This window comes from uncultured Actinomyces sp., from assembly GCA_900541895.1.
Classification (GTDB): Bacteria; Actinomycetota; Actinomycetes; order Actinomycetales; family Actinomycetaceae; genus Pauljensenia.
In genome coordinates this window covers 38,889-62,869 of the sequence record UWSI01000009.1, presented here as the reverse complement: position 1 = coordinate 62,869, position 23,981 = coordinate 38,889, and the positions used below count along the sequence as shown (strand labels likewise).

Sequence of the window (23,981 nt, the reverse complement as noted above, 5' to 3'; positions counted from 1 at the left end):
TCACGACACGCGAGGGCCGAGTCACTCCGGCATGGCATGCCGAGCCAGCAGACACGTCTACGCCTGCCATATCCATAGCCAAGAGAACCGCCTCGGGATGGTGAGTGGGGATCAATAAGTGAATAATCGCTGCCGAGGCCGTAGCTGGGTCAACACTTAAACGCACTCCCTGGGGGAGGCCAGAAATAAGACGCTCACGGAGCTGCTGCGCACGTTGGACACGTTCGAGGCGATGCTCCACTGCAAATTCGAGGGCAGTTGCAAGCGCGCAGGCCCCGGCAACATCGGGGGTTCCAGAGCGGATTCCACGTTCGTGTCCCCCACCGGGCCGGTCCGTGACCATCGTGATCCCTCGACGGACAATCAGTGCACCCGTACCAACGGGAGCACCGATTTTATGACCACCGATCGACAATAGATCTAAGCCAGATTGAGCAAAATTAACGTCGCAGTAGCCGATTGCTTGAGCGGCATCCGAATGCACAAGAGGCGCTTGATCCGCCCGTGCCTCGTGAATAAAGCTGGCAAATTCACCCACTGGTTCAATGGTTCCAAGCTCAGAACACACCCACGTCATTGACATTAATGCCGCACGTTCAAACTCCGCTGGCCCTAAATCCGAATACTCCACACGCCCCGAAGAATTCACCGCGAAGATCCGCGGCCTAAATCCCTCTCGGCGCAGGACTTCGCCCTGCTCGTGCACCGCGTCATGCTCGACTGGAGACATCCAAACATCAACGCGTCTGGCATCGGCCCCACGCATCCCCCGAGAGGCAGCGACAAGCGCCAGTGCATCTGATTCTGTCGCACCCGAGGTAAAAACAACCTCCGCGCGAGATGCACCCACGGCAGCGCCTACACGTTCACGCGCGTCCTCCAGCATGCGCTTAGCGGAACGTCCGCCAGCATGAAGAGCCGCCGGGTTCCCGGGACGCCGACTGAGGGAGTCTTGGGCGTCAAGCCAAGCCTGACGTACTCCGGGTGCCAGAGGTGTGGAACCGGCGTGATCAAGATAGTGCGACACGGGTGTCTTTCAGTTGTCCTGGGGCTCATTCACGCGCCACGCGCGAATATGCTCCAGCGCTTGGGGAACAATTTCGTACAGATCTCCGACAACTCCGAAATCAGCAATTTCGAAGATCGGAGCATCTGGATCATCACAGACTGCAACGATCGTTCCCGAGGACATCATTCCAATCGTGTGATGGATTGCACCTGAAACGCCAAGAGAGATATAGAGCTTCGGGGCAATCGTGACGCCGGTTTGGCCGATTTGCGCGCTGCGCTTCGCCCAGCCTTCATCAACAGCATCACGCGTTGCACCGATGCCAGCACCCAAAGCATCGGCGAGATCTTCAACCAAACTCCAGTCCTGCCCTGCGCCGCGACCGCCAACGACAACAATCTCAGCTTCAGTCACCTTCGGGCGACCGTCTCCACTTTGATACGCACGCTCGTCAACCTTAGTGGTCTGATCGCTCAGGGACAGCACAATCGGCTCACCCACCCGGCACTGGCCTTCGACCTCCTCAGGAACGAGGCCGCGCGAACGCAGACACACGCACGCGGGTGCAGCCGTGGCAAGGACTTCTCCCCTCCACGAGCCGCCCAAGGCTTCCGTCGTCGCGCGCAAACGATCCTCTTCAACGTGAATCTCGACGGCCTCGGCGATGGCGCACCCACCCAAAATTACGGCAAGGGAAGCGGCGCACTCACGGTCAAGGAAACGCGTGGCGAAGAAAATCGGCGCTCCAGCAAGATTCAGGCTTCGGTAGGCAGATTCCAGCGAAGGAAGCACAGCCGATGTTGTCAGCGCGGCCTCGGGGCAGATAATCGGGATCACAGAGGACACACCAATTCGCCCCAACTCCCCTCCAAGGGAATCCAGGAGCTCGGAGCACAAAACGATCGCATGCAGCTCTTCGCAGCACTCGCGAGCTTGAGCAATGATGTCCTTGTGACGGGCATCAATTGTTCCCTCAGTAGAAACCAGGTCAAGAACGAGGACCGCAGAGTTCAACAAAGCCTTCACTTCAACTTCTCCTCAATGAATTCCGCAAGACGCTTACCACCATCACCGGTATCGGGGAATACCTCACCTGATCCGCCACGCTGATGTTCCTCAATAAATTCCATACGAAGAGGCATCGCATCAAGTCCAGAAGCCAAGACAGATGAGAGCACTCCGCTGGGATCGCACTCAGCGATATCGTCAAGTTCAGCACGAACTAAGGGCTTCATCCGAGCAGCCTTGAGGTCCTTAAAACCGGGGAAACGCGGTTCGTTCAGCTGATCTGAAACAGAAAGAACAGCGGGGAAAGGTGCTTCAAGGGATTCGTCAACACCGTCAACACTTCGCGAGGCGCGAAGCCGTGAGTGCTCGACGTCAACAGTTAACTCTCGAGCCTGCGAAACCAAGGGAAGGCCAAGAGCCGCCGCAAGCGCCGCAGGAAGCATCGACGTCATCGAATCCGCCGCTGCCATTCCGGCGATGATCAGATCGAAAGGTTCCTCATCCGCCAAGACCGTCAGCAAAGCCGCGAGCGCACGTGCTGAAACAGTGACATCCGCACCCTCAAGCTTGGGATCAGAGAGCAGATAAGCACTATCGGCACCAAGTGCCAGCGCACGAATCAGCGCGTCACTGGCATCTTCTGGCCCCATGCTCACCGCAACGACTTCGCCTCCGTGGGTGCGAACAAGATCAGCCGCAGCTTCCACTGCGTGTTCGTCGCCTTCGTTGAGAACATCGTCTTCACCACGCACTAAATGTACGTCTTCAAAACGCCGGTCCGAGCTTGTATCAGGAACCTGTTTGACCAGAACTGCAATCCTCATGTATCCAGAGTGCCATATCGGTGCTGATATGCGCAGCTCTATGTGTGCCAGCGGACGGATACGACTATGATGTTCTCAGTTCTGACATGAGAAAAAGGGGCGGCAATGTCACAACAGGCGAATTACGTCTACCACGCCGTTACGCAACCTCATCCTCACTATCGTCAATTAGGCGTCACCGTATCTGGATCAGGTCTCAACGTTGCAGTGGTATCGACACGTGCTACCCAGGTTGACTTCTGTGTTATCGATCCAGATACCGGGTTTGAGCAGCGCTATCGTCTTCTTGGCCCCGATCATGGCATCTGGCATGGACATATCGAAGGTTTCGGCCTTGGAACCCACTATGGTTTCCGTGCGCAAGGCCCTTGGGATCCCGATGCAGGCCTGTTCTTTAACGAGAACAAGCTTCTAGTCGATCCCTATGGCCGTGGCCTCGCAGGTACTGTCGACATTCGTCCCGAGGTCTACGCACACCAAGTCGATGAAGATTTCTACCCGGTCTCTTACCCCCTCGAGCCATCGACAACTGATTCCGCGCCTTTTAACGCACATAGCGTGCTCATTGACACCTCATTCCGCATTACCCCACAACCAAAGGTCCCTTTGGATGAGACCGTCATCTATGAGCTACACGTCAAAGGCTTCACGCAGAATATGTCGGAGGTCCCTCCCAATCTGCGCGGGACCTATGCGGGTCTTGCTCATCCCGCTTCCATTCGTTATCTCAAAGAATTGGGAGTGACCTCTGTCGAGCTTCTCCCGATCCACGCAAAGTCTGATGAGCCTTTCTTAGTCGAACGCGGCTTGACGAATTATTGGGGGTACTCCACCCTCTCCTTCTTTAGCCCTGAGCCGTCCTATGCCAGCGCCGCCGCTCGCGCACGAGGCCCGCAGGCCGTGATTGATGAATTCCGCGGGATGGTCTCAATTCTCCACGAGGCCGGGATTGAAGTAATCCTTGACGTGGTCTATAACCACACCTGCGAGAGCGGAGACACCGGTCCGACGCTGTCATTGCGTGGGCTTGATTCACCTCTGTACTACAGGCGAACTGATGCCTACCCCTCACAGATCATCGATACGACAGGGTGTGGCAACACACTCAATACCGATAATCCCCAGGTGATTTCTCTTATTTTGGATTCACTGCGCTACTGGGTAGCCAGCATGGGAATTGACGGATTCCGCTTTGATCTCGCTGCGACTATCGGGCGTTTTTCAACCGGTTTCACTCCCCTACACCCCTTGCTTATTGCGATGGGGTCAGATCCCCTTCTTCGCGAGACCAAGCTCATCGCAGAGCCCTGGGACGTTGGTTTAGGAGGGTGGCAGACGGGTAATTTCCCCGATCCTTTCTGCGAGTGGAATGACCGTTTCCGCGATGCCGTTCGAAGCTTCTGGCTTTCTGATTTGCGAGAGCTGAGTGCGGGACGACCGGCTGGTGGAGCCAATGAACTCGCAACTCGTCTTTCGGGTTCTCAAGATCTCTTTGGCCACGGCGTTGGATACCTTCGCGGGCCGGGAGCATCTGTCAATTTTGTGACGGCACATGACGGCTTTACTTTGGCCGACCTTACGGCATTTGACCATAAGCACAACTTGGCAAATCTGGAAGAAAACCGCGACGGTTCGGATAACAATCACTCGTGGAACCATGGCCTTGAGGGAGCTTTGGCCGCGCCGATTTTGGGTGTTGACCCCGATGTCCGTGATATCACCGGCTTGGTTGAAGACATTGTCCCCGCGCGCCAGCGCTCACAACGCAATCTTCTTGCCACGCTCCTTGTCTCCTCTGGAACACCCATGTTGGTTGCAGGCGATGAGTTTTCGCGCACGCAATTTGGTAATAACAACGCCTACTGCCAAGATTCTCCCATTTCCTGGATCGACTGGAATCTTTCTGAGCTCCAAAAGGAACAGCTTGAGATCGTCCGTTGGCTTCTTGCGTTGCGCCGTGCACATCCTGCATTGCGGCCAATGAAGTTTTTCTCCGGGACCGACCCGAATGGCGATACGCTTCCTGACCTTTCGTGGTATGACGCGAATGGACTTCCCATGCGTGACGACGTATGGACATCACCTGATTCACGTGTATTCCAAATGCTGCGTTCAGGTACTCCCTACCGTTCTCGCGATGCTCTTGTCCTCTTCAACGGAACGACAGCGGACCGCAATGTTCTTCTTCCCCGAGGCCAAGGAGTCCAGTGGGTACACGTCTTCGATAGTGCATGGAGCCAGATCGACGACGGTGGTGTGACCTCGATAAGCGATGCGGTGACCTTGCCGCATACTCTCGATTACAAGGCTTCGGATGCAACAGTTTCCATGGATCCTTTCAGCATGCATATCTACCTCTCATCCGTGGACTCTTCGCCCGCGCAGTGATCACGCTAAACTGAGCTAGTGACTACCAGCGAAGAAACTCTCGAGCAATCCACCTCTGATGCTTCTCTTGCGCGTTCTCTTGCGCGTTCAAAGGAAATTGACGAGGCAATCGACCAAGATCCCACGCGTTTTCGCGTGCTGACTGGCGACCGTCCAACTGGACGCCTGCACCTCGGTCACTACTTCGGCACCCTGCGAAACCGTGTTCTTCTTCAAGAACGCGGAGTCGATACGTGGGTGCTTGTAGCTGACTATCAGGTCATCACAGACCGCGACGCTGTCGGCCCCATTCAAGAGCGCGTCCTTGGCTTGGTTACTGATTACCTTGCAGTTGGCTTAGATCCAGAGAAGACGACGATCTTCAATCATTCGTCGATTCCTGCACTGAACCAACTCATGCTTCCTTTCCTTTCCTTGGTCACCGAGGCCGAGTTGCACCGTAACCCCACGGTTAAAGCAGAGTTGGAAGCTACCGACGGCCGTGCAATGAGCGGTTTGATGTTGACCTACCCGGTGCACCAGGCCTGTGACATCCTCTTCTGCAAGGCCAATATCGTTCCTGTCGGGCAAGACCAGCTCCCTCACATTGAACAGACCCGTCTGATTGCTCAGCGCTTCGATAAGCGTTACGGTCGCGTCGACCCCAAGCGAGCCGTATTCCCCCGTCCTGATGCGCTTCTTTCAGAGACTCCCCTGCTCTTGGGAACAGACGGAACGAAGATGTCGAAGTCTCGCGGCAACACGATCGAATTGGCAATGACCGCAGATGAGACTGCAAAAATCTTAAAGCGCGCAAAGACTGATTCAGATCGTCACATCACCTTCGACCCTGAGAACCGTCCCGAGGTAGCCAATTTACTGATGCTTGCTTCTTTGGCCACAGGCGAGGATCCGGTCGCTATCGCCGAGCGTATCGGTGATGGCGGCGGCGGTGCGCTCAAGGCCACCGTTACAGAGGCTCTCAACGAAATGCTTGCGCCAATCCGCGCGCGTCGTGCCGAGCTAGCGGCTGATCCCGGATACCTGCTCTCAATCCTCCGCCAAGGCAATGAGAAGGCAAACGAACGTGCAGAAAAGACCTTGAACGAGGTCCGGGAAGCGATGCACATGGTCTACTGAGCTTTTTGAAACGCTCAAGGTGGTGGTTACTTCCTCAGAAGTAACCACCACCTTTTTGGACCCTTCATAGCCTTTTCACTTCCTGACTATGTCGATCATCACAGCATCCATTAGGCTTGAGTATGTGAACGAGACACTACTTCCACGCATCCCGGCCACTGAAGTTTTCCCCGTCGTCGAGGACGGGAATTTGCCGGCTAAAGCAACGGTTTTTGAGGCTTTTCCTGTCCGAGCAACCGTCTTCAGAGAGGGCCATGATGCCTATGCTGCTGAGGCAGTTCTCATTCGCCCCGGTGGCTCCATCCATTCACGCGCCCTCATGTATGACATCGCTCCCGGCCTCGACCGCTACGAAGCATGGCTGATGCCAGACGCGGTTGGCAAGTGGAGTTTCCGCATTGATACATGGTCAGACCCCTACGCGACATGGCGCCACGACGCCTCAGTGAAGATTGGGGCCGAGGTCGACGTCGAACTCATGCTCGAAGAAGGCGCGCTCTTGATGGAACGCGCCGCACGCGGAGAGGCACTAAACAATCCTTCCCAAAAGCAACCAAGTCGAGCAGGTATTGAAACCCTACTTGCTGCCGCGCAGGCCCTACGAGATACCACTCAAACTCCCCAACGTCGTCTCTCCGCTGGCCTAGCTGCTCCGGTGCGCGCGGTCTTCCGCAATTTCCCACTCCGTGACCTCTACGGTTCAACTCGCACTTTCCCTCTGTACGTTGCACGAAACCGCGCCCTCGCAGGTGCGTGGTATGAGATCTTCCCCCGTTCACACGGTGCTTTCCAGGACAAGAAAGGACACTGGGTATCGGGAACCCTGCGCACTGCAACCGAGGACCTGCCCCGTATCGCGTCTATGGGCTTCAACGTCGTCTATTTGACGCCAATTCACCCTATCGGTTTAACCAATCGAAAAGGGAAGAATAACTCTCTGGTTGCTCATAAAGGTGAACCCGGCAGTCCCTACGGCATTGGTTCGGCGCGGGGCGGCCACGATGCCATTCACCCGGAGTTAGGCACTTTCGACGATTTTGATTATTTCGTTGCACAGTCAAAAGAACTGGGCTTAGAAGTTGCACTGGATATCGCGCTTCAGTGCTCCCCCGACCACCCGTGGGTGAGAGAGCATCCCGAATGGTTTACCCAGCGCGCAGATGGCACGATCGCCTACGCAGAGAACCCACCGAAGAAATATCAGGACATCTATCCCCTGAACTTCGATCGAGATCCAGAGGGAATCTACAAGGCGATTCGTGACATGCTCGAATTGTGGATTTCCCACGGAGTGACAATCTTCCGTGTCGATAATCCGCACACTAAACCCGTTCCTTTCTGGGAACGGCTCCTAGAAGAAATCCATACGCGTCATCCGGAAATTATTTTCCTTGCCGAGGCTTTCACCCGCCCCGCAATGATGCGAACCTTGGGTGCGATTGGCTTTGACCAGTCCTACACCTACTTCGCATGGAGAACCGAAAAGCAAGAAATCGAGGAGTATCTTCAGGAGCTTGCACGCGACACTGCGCACCTTATTCGTCCGACCTTCTGGCCAACGACACACGATATTCTCACTCCTCAAATGACTTCTGGGGGAAGTGCAATCTTCGCAATTCGTGCGATGCTGGCCGCACTTGGAGCACCCTCATGGGGAATCTACTCGGGATACGAGTGGGTTGAAAATATTCAACGCCAGGGGGCCGAGGAACCCAACGATAATGAGAAGTACGAATTCCGGCCTCGCGATCCAAGGCTTGCCCAGGAGACGGGAATCCCAACTCTACTGACACTTCTCAATAGCGCTCGCGAACGTCACCCAGCGCTGCGCCAGCTTCACGATCTTCGCATCCACCCCACGACCTCGGAGAAGATCCTGTGCTTCTCCAAGCATGTCCCCGCACGATTCTCACCGACCGGATTGCCCGATACAGTCATCGTCGTGATCTCCTTGGACCCGGAAAACACGGTTGAAGGAGAAATCGATGTTGATTTGAGCGGACTCTCTTTGGGAACATCATCGGCAAACTTTACCGTAGTCGATGAACTCGATGGACAGCGTTACTCCTGGTCACGCACCAATTGGGTACGACTGTCCCCCTGGGATCGATTGGGTCATGTCATGGCCATCGAAACCGAGTAATTATTGGATCTTCTTTAAACATGAGATGATGAACACATGGAACCTCAAGCGACACCAGTGGCCACAGACGTCCTCGATGCGGTAGCAGAAGGGCGCTATCCTCTCCCCCACGACGTGCTGGGAGCGCACCTCAATGACGGTGTTGTCACGATCCGCAGCGTTCACCATCTGGCCGATTCGGTCGAGGTGCTCACTCAGAACCATACCTACCCGGCAAGCCACGAACACGGGGGTGTTTGGGTATGCGTCTTCGCTGCAGATGACATTCCCGACTACCGTCTGCGCGTGACCTACGGAGATCATTCGCAGGTCGTTGATGATCCGTACAGGTTCCTCCCGACCGTGGGCGAAATGGATACCTATCTGATCTCCGAAGGACGTCATGAGCGCCTATGGGAGGTCCTGGGTGCCCACCTCAAGCATTTTGACGGTGTCATGGGACCGGTCGATGGTGTTGCCTTCGCAGTGTGGGCCCCCAATGCACAGGCCGTGCGCGTTGTTGGTGACTTCAATTTCTGGGACGGCACCGGACACGCCATGCGCACAATGGGCGCTTCCGGAGTGTGGGAACTCTTTATTCCCGGCGTTGGTGTCGGCGCCCGCTACAAGTTCGAAATCCAAGGACCATCTGGAAACTGGTTCCAAAAAGCAGACCCCATGGCTCGGGCAACCGAAATTCCCCCGGCCACGGCCTCGGTCGTCACCGATGTCTTCCACACATGGAACGATGAAGACTGGCTTCGCGCACGTGAGGACGCGAACCCTCACAACGGCGCCATGTCGATTTACGAGGTTCACGCAGGATCGTGGAAACAGGATCTGGGTTACCGCGGTTTGGCTGATGAGCTCATCCCCTACGTTAAGAAGATGGGTTTCACCCACGTCGAATTCATGCCTCTTGCTGAGCATCCCTTCGGTGGATCGTGGGGATACCAAGTCACTTCTTACTACGCACCGACCTCACGCTATGGCACTCCCGATGATTTCCGTTACCTCGTGGACCGTCTCCACCAAGAGGGTATCGGCGTGATTTTGGACTGGGTGCCGGCCCACTTCCCCAAGGACGATTGGGCGCTGGCGCGCTTCGACGGTACCCCGCTCTATGAAGATCCTGATCCGCTGCGTGGCGAGCATCCGGATTGGGGAACCTACGTCTTTAATTTTGGCCGCACCGAAGTGCGAAACTTCTTGGTTGCAAACGCGCTGTACTGGCTTGATCAATTCCACATCGACGGTCTACGCGTTGATGCCGTTGCCTCCATGCTTTATCTGGATTATTCGCGTAAGGACGGCCAGTGGCGTCCGAACCAATATGGCGGGCGTGAGAATCTTGAGGCGATTTCTTTCCTTCAGGAAGCAACTGCGACCTCCTACCGCCTGCATCCTGGAATTGTCATGATTGCGGAAGAATCAACCGCATGGCCTGGAGTTACCGCCCCAACCTCAGGCGGTGGCCTAGGGTTTGGAATGAAGTGGAACATGGGGTGGATGAATGACACCCTGCGCTATCTCTCTGAAGATCCTGTCAACCGTCGCTGGCATCACGGTGAGCTGACCTTCTCACTGGTGTATGCCTTCTCAGAGAACTACGTGCTGCCTCTATCTCACGACGAAGTCGTTCACGGCAAGGGTGCACTTGTCTCCAAGATGCCAGGTGATCATTGGCAGCAGATGGCTGGCCTGCGTTCACTCTTCGCCTACCAGTGGTCGCACCCCGGTAAGCAGCTGATCTTCATGGGGCAGGAATTTGCACAGGAACAAGAGTGGAATGAAAGCTATTCCCTGGATTGGTGGCTCTATGATCAGCCCGACCATGCCGGAATGGCAGCCTTGGTTGCGCGCCTCAACGAGCTCTACCGCACCCACTCAGCACTGTGGAATGACACCTACACAGGTTTCGAATGGATTGACGCCTCAGATGGCGATCACAACCTGATCTCTTACATCCGTAAATCCGAGGCCACCAGCGGCCACCGCGCTCAGGATGAGCTTGTGTGCGTGGTGAACTTCGCTGGTAACCCCCACGAGGGTTACCGCATCGGCCTGCCTCATGCGGGGACCTGGCAAGAGGTCGTCAATACGGACGATCCACAATATGGTGGTTCAGGAGTCGTTAATATCGGCGAACTCGTTGCTGAAGAGATCCCCTGGAATGGACGCCCCTACTCGGTTGAGCTTCGCATTCCTCCCCTGGGTGCTCTCTGGCTGGCACCGCAGCACTGAGCTTTTTAGCACTTAGGGGTGTGGGGAACAGATTGTGATCTGTTCCCCACACCCCTAATCAGCTGCCTGTTAACAGCCTCTAGATCATCAACAGCGCAGCCAAACGCCGTCTTGCAGCCTTAACCTCCGGGGTATTGCCCGCAATGCGGAAAAGATCAAGCAGCCTGACACGGTAATCCTCACGCTGATCCTCCGGGCTATCTTCGATGAGACGCAGAAGGACATTAAACGCCTCGGCGGTCTTTCCCTCATTGAAGAGTGCATCTGCTTGTGCGGAGGGGTCACTATTTTCCTGAGCTTCACGCAGTTTGAAATTAATCCGTGCGCGGTGATTCTTTGCCTCTTCATCGCGGGGATTGTGTTCAATAATCTTCTCCCAGGCAGCCTGCGCAGCTTCAAGATCTCCGCGTTCTTCAGCTTCAAGGGCGGGGACATGCTCCTCTGGAATGGGCTTCGCAACATCGGATCCGCTCACAGCAATCCGACCGGTCACTCCCATCTGCCCAGCAGCCTTCAGCAGATCCTCGATGACAGGGGCAATCTGTTCCTTAGCAGCAACACCTTGGAAGAGAGGAACAGGACGCGCGCCAACAAGAGCAACCGTTGTCGGGAGGACCTGTACTTGGAATGCCTGTGCAACTCGAGGGGCCTGTTGAACATCGACCTCAACAAGTTGGAAGGCACCCGCCTTTTCACGTGCGAGCTCTTCGAGGGTGGCCAGCAACTGTTTAGATTCAAGAGATCGAGCAGCCCAAAGAACGAGGACAACCGGAACCTTTTGGGAATTCGCGGCAATGGCCTCAAAAGAGGAATCATCGCAGGAATCAATCAGCGGAATGCTGATGCCACCGGCACTGCCTTCTCGATTTGTCTGCTGAGAAGTGCTGGGGCCAACCTGTCCTGCGGCGGACGCAGCTGCACTGAGGTCGAGTGCACCGTGCGAATCTGCAGGCTGAGGATTGTGAGCATCATTATTCATGAAGAAGATCTCCTTAACGTTGATCAGGGTTCCCGGCGCCATCATCCTTGACGACCGAGCCAAGTGCGCGTTCTGCACCAACGACGCTAATCAGCTGCGAATCCGAGCCGGCCTTGGGGATGTGCAGGAGCACGGTCACAACGTAGGTTGCTGTCGCCTTTCCCTTGACCGTATCGTCATCGCCTTCTGCCAATGCAGCAGTTGTTCCCCCGAGGCGCATCGTTGAACGAGCAACAGTGCGCTGATAGGTCTGAGTATAGGTGAATGAAGCAGCAACAAGAGCTGAACCGTCGACTAGTTCGACACCGACAATCGGGAAATCAGCCGAGAGATCAGCATGAGCCTGAACGTTTCCTGCAGCCTGAACCGCATCATTCAAGCTCTTTGCATCCTGCAAGTAGCGACGAGCAAAATCATCACCCGCATACTGATCATTACCGGCATTACCGGAATTCAGCATGTCCACGTAGCCCTGAAGCGCGTCCTTCGGGGTCTTCACGAATCCCTGAGCTTCCGGACCAAGTGCCGCAGAGCCCTTCTCCACATTATCCAACTGGAATTGAGCTCCACCAAGCGCACGCGTCCAACCAACGAGCTTGTATTTCGATCGAGCGTCATCTTGAACTGCGAATGCGAGCACAGGAAGAGATGCCTGATCAGGGCTGGAGACATTCACAATAACGCGCGGCCACTGATCCGAATTCGTCACTGCAACCGAACCCTGATTGACGACAAGCTTAGGAACTTCGGTATTCGTTGCTTTAGCAGCAGCATACTGGTCGCTACGCATACGCAACGCCCCACCCTCAAGTCGAGGTTCAAGAGCAGCAGCGTCGCGTGTTGCATCAGCAGTATTGATTGTGTCCTGAATAGATCCAAGAACACGCTCGATGCGAGCCGAGTCGAGGTTTGGAGAGGCGGAAGAAGGCTGGGAAGTTACCTCAGGGGCAACTAGATCACTGCTGCTACATGCCCCAAGAACAAGTGCAGGCACACACAGGACTGGAAGGATACGTCGTAGTTTCATCATCACTGTCCCTTCTGTCCGCGTTGCTTTGGTGAAATCCAATTCCCCATGATCGAACCCCACGAGCGCTTTTCTTCGGAACCTTCAACGGTGGATGTTTCTTCTTCCTTCTCCACCTGAGGGATCAAGCCAGTATCAAATTCTTGGCCACCAATCACCAAGCGTCCTTCGCCCTTCTCGCGTGCCTGACGCAGCGCACGGCGCGATGGAAGAACGGCACCTGGACGAATAGCGGACAAATCAATAATTCCCGTATCTGTTGATTCACGAGCAGGCGGGTCTACTTCATCATCGTGATAGGCAATACCGTGGCGACCACGACGCAGCTCAGAATCCGAAGATTCATCCTGATCGGTAACGGAAGTTTCATCAACTTCGAAGCTCTCTTCTAAGGTGTGATCTTCTGGCAACTCGCCTTCTGACTTCTCCTCGTCAAACTCAGCGACTTCAGTGGAGGAATCCTGAGCCGTTAAATCTAAAGGCGCTTCCCCATTGTCGGTCGAGTCGCTGTACTCTTCAGAATCTTCATTGTCGATTTCAGAAGTTCCAGCCTCTTCTTCGGAAGAATCAGAATGATCTACTGCTTCAAAGAAGGCGGGATCTACCTGTTGAGATGTGCCTTCTTCTGCTTCGTCTTGCTCGCGGGTTTCTTCCTCAGAAGCGGCATGACGTTCACGCCAAAGAACAAGGCCGACCAACGCCGCGGCGATGAGAAGACAAATGAATGTAATAACGCCTGCAGTGATTGCTAAGACATTCGCATGAGGGGTCTGCCAGGTCATAGTGACTGTCAAATCAGAGGGAGTCGTTCCATCCGACGTAATAACCAGCGAACGACCGGCTGCAACATCACGAAGTGTCATCGTTGCGGTTGAAGGAGCGGTCGCCTCGTCAAGCCACATATCTCCACCGGCAGCCGACAGAGTTGAAGTCGCGCTGGGAGAAGGCGAAGGCTGAGCATTCTGATCAGGGTTTTGCGGAGCCTCACTGGAAGGCGAAGGAGACGGCGATGAAGTTGCCGACGCCGCAGAGTCGTGTCCCTCGGTCAAAAGATTCTCACGATTTGCCGAGATGCCAGTGATTTCCGCGTAGGAAAGGTCGGAAACCCATGCGCGAACATCTGCCGCTGTACCCAGTGCCATCGTCACTTGCTTTCCCGAGGCAGAAGCCGCGGTAACAGTAACTTCACCCCCTTCGAGTTGGAAGAGGCCCTCACGAGTGATGACGACCGGCTGCTGGGGGGTAACAGTCGCACTAATTTGTTGGGTCGGCTTCCACACTGTCAAAGCCAATACCGCGACAATCGCAGCAATCACCGCAACTGCACATGCTGCAGCTGCTCCTGAAAATCTTCTGAGCTGGTCCACTCGGAGTCTCCTATTAATGGGATAGCGTCAACCTCTAGTTAGTAACTCTACGGGCAAACAACACGAGTGCATACTGGAGGTGTCTCACGCCACGTGCACGTAGCCAATCACGCCCATTATGCCGGGCGAAGACCACGTTTCCAACAGTTCAGGTGCCAGTGTCGCCGAGCGCGAACTCCCTGATCCAATCCATAGGCACGTTCTTCGGGCCATGCAACGACGTGTGCACTGCCAATGGTGATTGTTTGCAGGCAAGCAGGGCAGGTATAGAGCTTCGAAGAAGAACGAAGATATTGGACCTGATAGAGCTCACCATTAGGACCAATTTCACTGCGCGCAAGTGAGGCGAGAGCCGACATTTGTAATGGTCGACTCTCGCCCCAAGGACGCTTACGAGATCGCTTTCCTCTCACTCAACTACTGTGCCACGGCGAACTACGCGTCGCACATTGAGCTCGGAATCCACCTCGACGATATCCGCAAATTTTCCAGCCTCAAGGCTGCCCACTCGCGGATCACCTAAGATCTTGGCTCCTTGAGCTGATGCCATGTAGACAGCATCCACCAGAGGAATTCCGCCCAAAGTCGTCGCCACGCGAACACAGTCAAGAAGGTGCGCAGTGCCACCGGCAATAGAATCACCCTGGGCCAAGCGCGCAATGCCATCACGAACAACAACGTCCTGAGGGCCAAGTGTGTAAGAACCGTCGGGCATTCCGGCGGCAGCCATCGCATCTGTAATCAGCACAACGTGATCGCGACCGACAAGTTCGTAGACATCACGGACAAGAAGTGGATCAACGTGGACGTTATCGCAAATCAGCTCCGCAACCGCACCGCCACGGGCTGCATCTGAAAGAAATTCCGCGATCGGACCGGTATCGCGGTGGTGAAGCGGACGCATACCATTGAAGAGGTGTGTAATCGTCGCACGAGGACCACGAGTGGTCGAAGATTGCGCGAAATGCTCACGTGAGTATTCCAAGGCTTGACGTGCAAAGGTCGAGTTTGAATCCGTATGCCCCCACGAAGGAATAGCGCCCCCATCAATCAGCGCTTCAGCAACAGAACCTTCACCGAATGCACGGGGCTTTTCCGGAGCCAACGTCATTGAAAGCCCATATCCCTTGCATTCATCAATGAGTTCTCGGGTGAGATCGGGATCTGGATCAACGATGTAGGTCGGATCCTGCGCGCCGCAACGTGCATGGGAAACGAAGGGGCCTTCGAAGTGAATACCCGCGATTTCATCCTTCTCAGCAAGCGAAGCTAGGGTGCGAGCACGTGCTTTCAAGGTGTCAGCATCAGCGGTGACGCACGATGCAACCAACGAGGTCGTACCGTGACGACGGTGTTCCATGACGGCTTGCATTGCGGCCTCGGGAGTCGTTGCATTCGGGAAAGACTCTCCACCGCCTCCGTGACAGTGCACATCAACAAGTCCCGGAAGGAAAGTCGAGCCACTTGACTGCGGGAGCTCGCCTAAGAAATCAGATGCTGGGCAAATATGAGAAATAAATTGGCCTTCAACGGTGATAACGCCATCTTCAATGATGGAATCTTTCAGAACGATGCGGCCTCGCATAACTTGTGAATCCATATGAATATTTTCGCACATTTTCAGCTGTGCGATCACTTATTTGCCGCTCAAATACTCACCGATTTCTTTAGCTTCCTCCAGCAGAGATTGATCATATTCATCTCGCATCGAATCCAGAAACGCATATCCTTTACGCGGATCCTGTACCGCAATCACCCGGCCGTCTTCGATAACAATTGGTCGAAACATCCCATTCTTTGCGGGGCAGATTGCCCGCTCTGCCTCCGAACTGGCCATGCTACTTCGATCGGCATATCCCACATGGATTTCATCGAAAGAGGGGCAAGAAAACAGTGCTCGCGCTTCATCTCCGCAGCGGCTCAAGAGTGAGCCAAGATCGGCACGTTGATATCCAGATTCGCCGAGCACAATGGGGCGCTCACTTCCCTTTAAACGCACTGCACGTTCCAGCGCAGCCCGAGACTCACGTTTCGTTAGTGATGTCCACCGAGAAAAATCCTCAACACTGATGGGGCCGTGCCCCCAAGCATAGCGACGCGCAAGTTCAGCCAGCGCGGCCTCGTGATTGCCTTCTCCCTGGGCGACCCCTTCTGCAGGGGGCAAAGCCCGCGCATCACAAAAAAGGAAAGAATTACCCCGCTTGGGACCACCCACTAGGAATCCTTCAATATGCAACGCTAGGAAAAGATTACGGCGGTCAAGGAAAGTCCCGCTCTCTCCCGCTTGAAGGGCTGATTCGCGTTGTGGGCGCGTACCCGTTCGGATTCCTTCCTCCTCCCAAGCCGCGCACAGTTCTTCACGGCTTTGAGGCCCCTCCGAAGCAATGCGCGAATATGCAATCTGCGCGGCTTCTTCAATACGCGCGCGAGTCAATCCTTCTTCCTCAAAGGAGCGCATCCATGCGCGATACCGATGTCGAAGCACCTGACGCAGCCAATGATGATCCCGTGCGCTAGTGACGTGGATTGTTCCGCGCATAGGCCACGAACGCACAAGCTCAGCAGACTCAAAAGCCTCATCAATTGCGCTAACAGAAGGCTCTTTCACGCGAAGATTGATAGCCCACGGAACCGAAGAAGGAAGTTGCGCCTGCAAAGCGAGCATATTGTCGACCGCAGCAATGGGATGATCCGCAGCAGTTTCTTCGACGAGGCCTTGGCTAATAATGCGGGCCAGGCTCAGATTGAGTGCAGCTTGAGTCATTAGAAGAGACGGGAATCGGGATCGTCAAAACCTCGCATGGCATCGTAATCGAGAATGAGGCAGTCAATACCACGATCTTCAGCCAAGGTACGGGCCTGCCGTGTAATCTCTTGAGCTGCAAAGATCCCTCTAATCCCATCAAGCAAAGGATCGCGACCCAAAAGGGACAGATAGCGCGTCAGTTGATCAACGCCATCCATTCCTCCACGTCTTTTGACCTCGATTGCAACGGGCAGCCCCTGCGGATCGCGGACAAGCAGGTCAACTGGACCAACGGGAGTGGGATACTCACGACGTACTAGTTCCCATCCTTCGCCCAGTACCTGCGGAACCTGCTGCGCCAAGAGTTCTTGAAGGTGGGTTTCGACACCGTCTTTAACGAGTCCCGGATCGATACCAAACTCTTCAGTGACGTCACTGATGATCTCGTGAATGCGAATAACTAGTCGGTCATCAGTCTTATCGGATTGGACCTGCCATACCTGGGTCACACCATCCATTTCTTCCCCCTCTTCGGGGATTTCAGTGGTGACTGTGCAGGGAGCATTCATCCAATTCAGCGGTTTATACGAACCGCCATCAGAATGGATCAATACAGAGCCATCCGCCTTGTGCATAATGAGTCGAATTGCGCGGTCGAGGTGCGCACTGAGGCGGCCTGAGTAATCGACCGTGCATGAAGCGATAAGAACGCGCAAAATTTACCTTTCTGGAACTGGCGGTGTCACGGGAATAAAGCTAGAGAGTAGAGCCATGTTCGATTGCGGGAGGCTCGGATTCTCCCCAGGACACAAGCCCGTTATAGGTCAGTGGTTCAACTGCGAGGTCCAGAAAAACATCCCCTGATGTCAAGCGGACCTCAACCATTGATCCATCGGTTGAGCGTTGCAGGGGAAGGGAGACTCCAAGTCCATGTCGAGGAAGGACGACATGCGGTTTCAGTGAAGGGGCAATCAAGCGATACCAACACAGGCGGTCCCCCTGATACTGACCGATTCCTGACATCCATCCGGAATGCGAATCAAGTCGCGCCCACGCCCGAAAAGCACCATCTTGTTGATCGAGATGACGCGCGCGCAGATTAAGAAGCAGCCAGACGACAAATAAGGCAAGGAGGAGTATCACGATAATGTTCAGCACAACCATGAAAACCTCCTGATGAAAATGACGGTGTGCGGACAGTTTAAGCCCGCACACCGCTCACTTACATCTGGGAGGCGTGTTCCACGACAATCGTAATAAAGTCGGAATCTACTGAAGCCAGACCTTTATTGATATCGAAGTCAACAACTCCTTGCTCAGTCGTGATACTCACACGTCCGGGAACAAGACCCGCGAGAAGCGGTTGTCGTCCGGGAAGCACGCCGATGGAGCCATCCGTTGCCGGAAAGCTGACCTGAGATGCACTGCCGTGCCACAGCCTGCCTTCGTGTGAAACGATCTCAACCTGCAACTTATCGGTGGCAGGCACGTCAGTTATCCTTCTCGATCTCGTACCAACGACGTTCAAGATCGTCGATGCCGCCAATATTGTAGAAGGCCTGCTCCGGGACCTGGTCGTAATAGCCCTCAGCAATGCGCTTGAAGGCCTCGATGGTCTCGGACAGCGGAACAGTCGAACCCTCAACACCGGTGAACTTCTCAGCCATGTAGGTGTTCTGCGAGAGGAACTGCTCAATGCGGCGTGCACGTGCAACGGTGACCTTGTCTTCTTCAGACAATTCATCAACGCCCAAAATGGCAATGATGTCTTGCAGTTCCTTATTCTTCTGCAAGATCGCCTTCACGTGAGTAGCAGTGTCGTAGTGCTCACGACCGACTAGGGCAGGATCAAGGATTCGAGACGTCGACGCCAAGGGATCAACGGCGGGATAAATACCGCGGGAAGCAATTTCACGCGACAACTCCGTCGTTGCGTCCAAGTGGGCAAAGGTCGTCGCAGGTGCCGGGTCAGTGTAGTCGTCTGCGGGAACGTAAATTGCTTGCAGCGATGTAATCGAGTGACCGCCAGCAGACGTAATACGTTCCTGGAGCTGTCCCATTTCATCAGCAAGGTTCGGCTGGTAACCAACAGCGGAGGGCATACGGCCCAGCAGCGTCGATACCTCAGAACCAGCCTGGGTGAAACGGAAGATGTTGTCGATGAAGAGCAGCACGTCCTGATGCTGAACATCACGGAAGTACTCTGCCATGGTCAAACCAGTCAGCGCGATACGAAGACGGGTCCCCGGCGGCTCATCCATCTGCCCGAAGACCAGTGCCGTCTTATCGAAGACACCAGCCTCTTCCATTTCGTGAATCAGGTCGTTACCTTCACGGGTACGCTCACCAACGCCGGCGAAAACCGAAACGCCACCGTGGTTCTGAGCAACACGCTGAATCATTTCCTGAATCAGAACGGTCTTGCCCACACCTGCGCCACCGAAGAGGCCAATCTTGCCACCCTGAACATATGGGGTGAGCAAATCGATGACCTTGATACCCGTTTCGAACATCTTCGTACGGGCCTCAAGCTGGTCGAATGCCGGAGGCTGGCGGTGAATGGGCCAGCGTTCGGTGATTTCCAGATGTTCACCGGGCTTAAGGTTCAAGACCTCACCGGTCACATTGAAGACATGACCCTTCGTGATATCGCCAACCGGAACCGAAATCGGAGCGCCAGTATCGGTGACAACCGAGCCGCGAACCATACCATCGGTCGGTTTAAGCGAAATCGCGCGAATGAGGTTGTCACCAAGGTGCTGAGCAACCTCAAGAGTGATCGTCTGAACCGCGTCTTCACCTTCGCTCTGCCCGGAAAGATTCACATCAACGTGCAATGCGTTGTACAAGGGAGGAATTGCGTCCGGCGGGAACTCAACATCGACAACCGGTCCGACAACACGTGCGACCCGTCCCTGTCCTGTTGAAGTAGTAGTCATTTCTATTTTCTCCATGTGCACGGGCCTCAGCCCTGGACCAATGCGTCGGCACCGCCCACGATTTCAGTGATCTCTTGAGTGATCTCCGCCTGACGGGCCGAATTCGCCAGACGCGTGTATTTCGTAATGAGCTCTTCTGCGTTATCTGTCGCCGTATGCATTGCGCGCTGGCGCGAAGCCAACTCTGATGCGGCAGCTTGCAAAAGAACATTTCGGATCCTGCTCGAGACATACAGTGGAAGCAGGGTGTTAAGAACTTCTTCGGGTGAAGGAATGAACTCGTACTCGGGGAAGAGCTCAGCGTTCACCTTGTGCTCACCGCGTTCCTCATCGCGTTCACGATCCCCTTCAGGAGCATCGACAACGGAAAGAGGAATCATGCGTCGAACCTCGGGAACCTGACTCATCATCGACTTGAACCGCGTGTAGACCAAATAAACTTCGCACACGCCAGTCATAGGATCTGAATCGGTAAAGCGCTCAAGAAGTTCACGAGCGATCTGATTGCTGATCTCCTGGGAAGGCGAATCGGACTCCCCTTCCCACGAATCTTCGATCTCCACGCCCCGGAAGCGGAAATACGTCTGGGCGCGTCGACCGTAGGTGTAGAGGACCGGGACCTTTCCTTCTTCTTCGAGGCGCTGAACAAGACGTTCGGCCTCGCGAAGAATCGTTGCAGAGTAGGCTCCGGCCATCCCTCGATCGGAAGCAACCACAAGGACCGCGACACGTGGCGTATCGTGACGCTCACGAGTCAGCGGGTGGTCAAGGTCCGTATGAATAGCGACAGCGGCAACTGCCTGAGTCAGAGCCTTCTCATAGGGTCCAAGTTCAGTCGCTGCCCGACGCGCAGCACCAATTCGCGATGCTGCGATCATTTCCATTGCACGAAAGACCTTAGCCAGCGTCTGCGTAGATGCAATCCGCTGTTTATAGATCCTTTGTTGTCCGCCCATACTCAGGCCTCAGACACTACCGGGCGCGAGCGAACGATTTCTTCCTGAGAACGCTCGGCCTGCACCTCAGCGTCATCAAGCGAGACCGGTGCCGCCTTCGCGCTCACCCATTGGCTATGGAAGGTCTCAACCGCAGTGCGCAAGGCCTCTTCGGTTTCCTTCGAGAGCTCACCGGTGGCGGCGATCTCATCAAGAACCGTGGAGTTTGCACGCAAGTAGTCCAGCAGACCGCTTTCAAAGGAGAGAACTTCGCTCACCTCGAGGTCATCGAGGTAGCCATTTGTTCCGGCCCAGATTGAGGCAACCTGGTCTTGAACAACATAGGGCGAGTTTTGCGGCTGCTTGAGAAGCTCCATGAGACGCTCACCACGCGTGAGCTGACGACGCGTTGCAGCATCAAGATCGGATGCAAACATCGCGAAAGCCGCCATCGAACGGTACTGCGCAAGCGTGAGCTTCAAAGTACCGGCGACCTTCTTCATCGCCTTAATCTGAGCAGCGCCACCGACACGAGACACCGAAATACCGACATCAACAGCTGGTCGTTGGTTCGAGTTGAAGAGGTCAGACTGAAGGAAGATCTGACCATCGGTAATCGAAATAACGTTGGTCGGAATGTAGGCAGAAACGTCATTTGCCTTGGTTTCGATAATCGGCAAACCGGTCATCGATCCCCCACCGAGCTCGTCGGAGAGCTTTGCACAGCGTTCCAGCAAGCGTGAGTGCAAGTAGAAGACGTCACCGGGGTATGCTTCACGCCCCGGCGGACGGCGCAGAAGAAGCGAAACCGCGCGGTAGGCCTCAGCCTGCTTAGAAAGGTCATCGAAAACGATGAGGACGTGCTTGCCCTGGTACATCCAGTGCTGGCCAATGGCGCTACCCGTGTAGGGAGCCATGTACTTGTAGCCCGCGGGATCCGAGGCCGGAGAAGCAACGATCGTCGTGTACTCCATTGCTCCGGCGTCCTCTAGAGTCGAGCGAACCGAAGCGATTGTCGAACCCTTCTGGCCGATGGCGACATAGATGCATCGAACCTGCTTGTTGACATCGCCGGAAAGCCAGTTGTCACGCTGGTTAATGATCGTGTCTAAGGCGATCGCGGTCTTACCGGTTTGACGGTCACCAATGATGAGCTGACGCTGACCGCGACCAATCGGGATCATAGAGTCGATCGCCTTCAGGCCGGTCTGCAGCGGCTCGTGAACCGACTTACGCATCATGACACCCGGAGCCTGAAGTTCCAGTGCTCGTCGACCTTCCAGGTCGGTGATATCACCGAGGCCGTCGATCGGGCGGCCCAGCGGATCGACGGTACGACCGAGGTAACCATCACCAACGGGGACTGAGAGCACTTCGCCGGTACGGTAAACAGGCTGTCCTTCTTCAATGGAGGAGAAATCCCCAAGGACAACGGTGCCGATTTCACGTTGTTCAAGGTTCATAGCAAGCCCCAGCGTCCCGTCCTCAAAACGCAGGAGTTCGTTTGCCATAGTTCCGGGAAGCCCTTCAAGGTGGGCAATACCGTCAGCAGTTTCGGTAACATGACCGACTTCATCGGTCGCAACCTGTGCAGGTTGATACGATTCCACGAAAGAGTCGAGCGCCGCCCGTACTTCCTCGGGGCTAATGGACAGATCAGCCATTGAGCATTCCTTCTATCTATTCCTCAGACACATCGGGCTTAACCGACGATCGAACGTTTGAGAGCGCCAACTCGCGTGGCCAGTGATGCATCGACTCGCTCCGTCCCCATTCGGATGACGAGGCCGCCGAGCAGTTCAGGGCGCAGCGTGTAGGTTGCCGAAACGGGGCTGGCCAGCTTGGTCTCAAGAATCTTCTCGAGACGCGTCTTCTGGTCGTCGCTCAGCTCGTGTGCCGACTCAACGAATACGAAGCGTCGACCGGAGAGCTTTGCCGCGCGAACAGCCAATTCCCGCAGCTTTCCCAAGAGATGGCCATGCGAGGCTCGTCCCACGCATCGGCGCAAAAGACGCAGACTCGGCTGGCCAAGAACACTCTGGAACACCATCTGGGCAAGATCTGCGCGCCCCTTTGGAGAAAGGGCAGACAGGTCAGAGAGTTCATTTCTGAGATCACGATGTGACTGAAGGAAAACAGAAACCGCAACAAGTTGAGCTTCTGTTTCTTCCAATACCCCATCAAATTGCGCGCTGAGCAGCACTGCATCGCAGCCTGCTTCTTCGACAGCGTGCACGATGTCACGCGGACGGGACCAGTGACCCGCTACCAGGTCATGCAGACACTGAATCGAGACAGCAGATACAACCGGAGCAAAAAGACGATCAACAAGAGCGTCTTTATCACTCTGTTCTCGCGAAGGGTCGGTGAGTGCACGTTGGACAGAAGAATTCGTTCGCAAAAAGTCTGCGACGCCGAAAAGATCTTCCGCTACCTTCATACGCTCGTCGCCCGCCTGCGCAAGACGTTCGCGTAACAACTCAGGAGTCATCAGTTCGCACCACCAACGGGAACTTCTTCAGCCTCGAGTTCATCCAAGAAGCGATCTACAACGCGAGCAGTGAGATCAGTATTCTCCAGATGCTCACCCACAAGCTTCTCTGCGAGTTCGCTAGCGAGCAAACCAACATCGCTACGCAGGCTAATCTGCGCGGCCTGCCGCTCGGCAAGAATCTGACGCTGAGCGGCATCTTGCACGCGCTGTGCCTCTACCTGCGCATCAAGACGTGCCTGTGCGACGATCTGCTGGGCCTGAGCACGTGCATCTTCACGAATCTGGTGAGCCTCAGCCTGAGCATCACGAAGCAGCTCTTCTTTCTTACGCGAAGCAAGAGAGAGATCTTCGCGAGCTTTCTCAGCGTTATCGAGGCCTTCCTGAATGGCGTCGCGTCGCTGGTCGATCATCGAGTAGATCCGCGGCAACGCGTACAAACCGACGACCAAGAGGATGACCAGGAGAATCAGCGCTGACCAGAAAATCTCATAGAGAGGAGGCAGAACAACGCCAATTCCTCCGACCGATCCCTCGGACATAGGAACAAGCTGTGTGAACATCAGACAATGAAGGGCAGAACGAAGCCGATCAGGCCAAGAGCCTCAGCAAGTGCCGCACCAATAATCATGTTGGTGAAGAGCTTACCGGCGATCTCAGGCTGGCGTGCGGTTGCTTCCTGGGTCTTTCCCACGAGGAGGCCAATACCAATACCAGGGCCAATCGCAGCCAGGCCGTAGCCGATGTAGGCAAGGGATCCGGTCATTTTTCTTTCCTTTTCCT

At 55.2% G+C, this 23,981-nt stretch carries 22 protein-coding genes; 4 read left to right on the top strand and 18 right to left on the bottom strand.

Going from position 1 to position 23,981, the window contains the following annotated elements; all coding sequences use genetic code 11:
- From QZR18_RS03965 to QZR18_RS03955, 3 genes are all read right to left on the bottom strand, one after another.
- On the bottom strand, positions 1-1,027 hold a 1,027-nt coding region (locus QZR18_RS03965), incomplete at its 3' end, for a cysteine desulfurase family protein (protein ID WP_178706922.1).
- Positions 1,028-1,036: 9 nt separating this feature from the next.
- Positions 1,037-2,035 (bottom strand): electron transfer flavoprotein subunit alpha/FixB family protein, encoded by a 999-nt coding sequence (locus QZR18_RS03960; protein ID WP_178706919.1) that lies wholly within the window; start codon positions 2,033-2,035, stop codon positions 1,037-1,039.
- Positions 2,032-2,841 (bottom strand): electron transfer flavoprotein beta subunit/FixA family protein, encoded by an 810-nt coding sequence (locus tag QZR18_RS03955; RefSeq protein WP_178706916.1) that lies wholly within the window; start codon positions 2,839-2,841, stop codon positions 2,032-2,034. The genes QZR18_RS03960 and QZR18_RS03955 overlap by 4 nt, the downstream gene beginning before the upstream one ends.
- 105 nt (positions 2,842-2,946) lie before the next feature.
- On the opposite strand from QZR18_RS03955, the gene glgX reads away from it, so the two are divergent.
- The 4 genes from glgX to glgB all read left to right on the top strand — a co-directional run bounded on the left by glgX (position 2,947) and on the right by glgB (position 10,714).
- Positions 2,947-5,229 carry a glycogen debranching protein GlgX gene (glgX, locus tag QZR18_RS03950; RefSeq protein ID WP_178706913.1) on the top strand — a complete coding sequence of 761 codons (2,283 nt, stop codon included), beginning with the start codon at positions 2,947-2,949 and terminating at the stop codon, positions 5,227-5,229.
- Positions 5,230-5,247: 18 nt separating this feature from the next.
- A complete protein-coding gene (gene trpS, locus QZR18_RS03945; RefSeq protein WP_178706910.1) occupies positions 5,248-6,348 on the top strand; it encodes a tryptophan--tRNA ligase in 1,101 nt (366 codons plus the stop codon).
- A 124-nt stretch (positions 6,349-6,472) separates the two neighbouring features.
- A complete protein-coding gene (locus QZR18_RS03940) occupies positions 6,473-8,491 on the top strand; it encodes a maltotransferase domain-containing protein (RefSeq protein WP_178706907.1) in 2,019 nt (672 codons plus the stop codon).
- Between the two features lie 36 nt (positions 8,492-8,527).
- The gene (gene glgB, locus QZR18_RS03935; RefSeq protein ID WP_178706904.1) at positions 8,528-10,714 is read left to right on the top strand and encodes a 1,4-alpha-glucan branching protein GlgB; all 2,187 of its coding nucleotides are present in this window, start codon (positions 8,528-8,530) and stop codon (positions 10,712-10,714) included.
- 79 nt (positions 10,715-10,793) lie between these two features.
- On the opposite strand, the gene QZR18_RS03930 is transcribed toward glgB, so the two are convergent.
- The 15 genes from QZR18_RS03930 to atpE all read right to left on the bottom strand — a co-directional run bounded on the left by QZR18_RS03930 (position 10,794) and on the right by atpE (position 23,964).
- Positions 10,794-11,693, bottom strand: coding sequence for a tetratricopeptide repeat protein (locus QZR18_RS03930; RefSeq protein WP_178703951.1), 900 nt, complete (start codon positions 11,691-11,693; stop codon positions 10,794-10,796).
- A gap of 13 nt (positions 11,694-11,706) precedes the next feature.
- The gene (locus QZR18_RS03925) at positions 11,707-12,720 is read right to left on the bottom strand and encodes a hypothetical protein (RefSeq protein ID WP_295910390.1); all 1,014 of its coding nucleotides are present in this window, start codon (positions 12,718-12,720) and stop codon (positions 11,707-11,709) included.
- A gap of 2 nt (positions 12,721-12,722) precedes the next feature.
- Positions 12,723-14,087, bottom strand: coding sequence for a hypothetical protein (locus tag QZR18_RS03920; protein WP_178703953.1), 1,365 nt, complete (start codon positions 14,085-14,087; stop codon positions 12,723-12,725).
- Between the two features lie 116 nt (positions 14,088-14,203).
- Positions 14,204-14,446, bottom strand: a complete 243-nt coding sequence (locus QZR18_RS03915; RefSeq protein ID WP_178703955.1) for a hypothetical protein — start codon at positions 14,444-14,446, stop codon at positions 14,204-14,206.
- Positions 14,447-14,496: 50 nt separating this feature from the next.
- Positions 14,497-15,687, bottom strand: coding sequence for an N-acetylglucosamine-6-phosphate deacetylase (locus tag QZR18_RS03910; RefSeq protein ID WP_178703958.1), 1,191 nt, complete (start codon positions 15,685-15,687; stop codon positions 14,497-14,499).
- 36 nt (positions 15,688-15,723) lie between these two features.
- Positions 15,724-16,851, bottom strand: a complete 1,128-nt coding sequence (locus tag QZR18_RS03905; protein ID WP_178703961.1) for a winged helix DNA-binding domain-containing protein — start codon at positions 16,849-16,851, stop codon at positions 15,724-15,726.
- Positions 16,851-17,549 (bottom strand): endonuclease NucS, encoded by a 699-nt coding sequence (gene nucS, locus QZR18_RS03900; protein WP_034251840.1) that lies wholly within the window; start codon positions 17,547-17,549, stop codon positions 16,851-16,853. Before nucS ends, QZR18_RS03905 begins: the two co-directional genes overlap by 1 nt.
- 40 nt (positions 17,550-17,589) lie before the next feature.
- Complete coding sequence (locus tag QZR18_RS03895; protein WP_178703963.1) at positions 17,590-17,997, bottom strand: DUF2550 family protein; 408 nt, start codon at positions 17,995-17,997, stop codon at positions 17,590-17,592.
- A gap of 58 nt (positions 17,998-18,055) precedes the next feature.
- Positions 18,056-18,322, bottom strand: a complete 267-nt coding sequence (locus tag QZR18_RS03890) for a F0F1 ATP synthase subunit epsilon (RefSeq protein WP_178703966.1) — start codon at positions 18,320-18,322, stop codon at positions 18,056-18,058.
- Between the two features lies 1 nt (position 18,323).
- Complete coding sequence (gene atpD / locus QZR18_RS03885) at positions 18,324-19,772, bottom strand: F0F1 ATP synthase subunit beta (protein WP_178703969.1); 1,449 nt, start codon at positions 19,770-19,772, stop codon at positions 18,324-18,326.
- 26 nt (positions 19,773-19,798) lie between these two features.
- Entirely contained in the window at positions 19,799-20,728 is a 930-nt protein-coding gene (locus tag QZR18_RS03880) for a F0F1 ATP synthase subunit gamma (protein ID WP_178703972.1), read from the bottom strand.
- A 2-nt stretch (positions 20,729-20,730) separates the two neighbouring features.
- Positions 20,731-22,371 carry a F0F1 ATP synthase subunit alpha gene (atpA, locus tag QZR18_RS03875; RefSeq protein WP_178703974.1) on the bottom strand — a complete coding sequence of 547 codons (1,641 nt, stop codon included), beginning with the start codon at positions 22,369-22,371 and terminating at the stop codon, positions 20,731-20,733.
- 38 nt (positions 22,372-22,409) lie between these two features.
- Complete coding sequence (locus QZR18_RS03870) at positions 22,410-23,198, bottom strand: F0F1 ATP synthase subunit delta (RefSeq protein ID WP_178703977.1); 789 nt, start codon at positions 23,196-23,198, stop codon at positions 22,410-22,412.
- Positions 23,198-23,761: a F0F1 ATP synthase subunit B gene (locus tag QZR18_RS03865; RefSeq protein WP_178703979.1), complete on the bottom strand. Its 564-nt coding sequence runs from the start codon at positions 23,759-23,761 to the stop codon at positions 23,198-23,200. The genes QZR18_RS03870 and QZR18_RS03865 overlap by 1 nt, the downstream gene beginning before the upstream one ends.
- Positions 23,761-23,964, bottom strand: coding sequence for an ATP synthase F0 subunit C (gene atpE, locus QZR18_RS03860; RefSeq protein WP_178703982.1), 204 nt, complete (start codon positions 23,962-23,964; stop codon positions 23,761-23,763). Before atpE ends, QZR18_RS03865 begins: the two co-directional genes overlap by 1 nt.
- Positions 23,965-23,981: the final 17 nt, after the last annotated feature.

Bases quoted from the DNA above. Each gene is read 5' to 3' on its own strand.
- QZR18_RS03895 (WP_178703963.1), bottom strand. From the start codon at position 17,997: ATGGTTGTGCTGAACATTATCGTGATACTCCTCCTTGCCTTATTTGTC.
- glgX (WP_178706913.1), top strand. From the start codon at position 2,947: ATGTCACAACAGGCGAATTACGTCTACCACGCCGTTACGCAACCTCAT.
- QZR18_RS03925 (WP_295910390.1), bottom strand. From the start codon at position 12,720: ATGAAACTACGACGTATCCTTCCAGTCCTGTGTGTGCCTGCACTTGTT.
- QZR18_RS03915 (WP_178703955.1), bottom strand. From the start codon at position 14,446: ATGTCGGCTCTCGCCTCACTTGCGCGCAGTGAAATTGGTCCTAATGGT.
- glgB (WP_178706904.1), top strand. From the start codon at position 8,528: ATGGAACCTCAAGCGACACCAGTGGCCACAGACGTCCTCGATGCGGTA.
- QZR18_RS03870 (WP_178703977.1), bottom strand. From the start codon at position 23,198: ATGACTCCTGAGTTGTTACGCGAACGTCTTGCGCAGGCGGGCGACGAG.
- atpD (WP_178703969.1), bottom strand. From the start codon at position 19,772: ATGACTACTACTTCAACAGGACAGGGACGGGTCGCACGTGTTGTCGGA.
- atpA (WP_178703974.1), bottom strand. From the start codon at position 22,371: ATGGCTGATCTGTCCATTAGCCCCGAGGAAGTACGGGCGGCGCTCGAC.
- QZR18_RS03905 (WP_178703961.1), bottom strand. From the start codon at position 16,851: ATGACTCAAGCTGCACTCAATCTGAGCCTGGCCCGCATTATTAGCCAA.
- QZR18_RS03880 (WP_178703972.1), bottom strand. From the start codon at position 20,728: ATGGGCGGACAACAAAGGATCTATAAACAGCGGATTGCATCTACGCAG.
- QZR18_RS03955 (WP_178706916.1), bottom strand. From the start codon at position 2,841: ATGAGGATTGCAGTTCTGGTCAAACAGGTTCCTGATACAAGCTCGGAC.
- QZR18_RS03930 (WP_178703951.1), bottom strand. From the start codon at position 11,693: ATGAATAATGATGCTCACAATCCTCAGCCTGCAGATTCGCACGGTGCA.
- QZR18_RS03865 (WP_178703979.1), bottom strand. From the start codon at position 23,761: ATGTTCACACAGCTTGTTCCTATGTCCGAGGGATCGGTCGGAGGAATT.
- QZR18_RS03910 (WP_178703958.1), bottom strand. From the start codon at position 15,687: ATGGATTCACAAGTTATGCGAGGCCGCATCGTTCTGAAAGATTCCATC.
- atpE (WP_178703982.1), bottom strand. From the start codon at position 23,964: ATGACCGGATCCCTTGCCTACATCGGCTACGGCCTGGCTGCGATTGGC.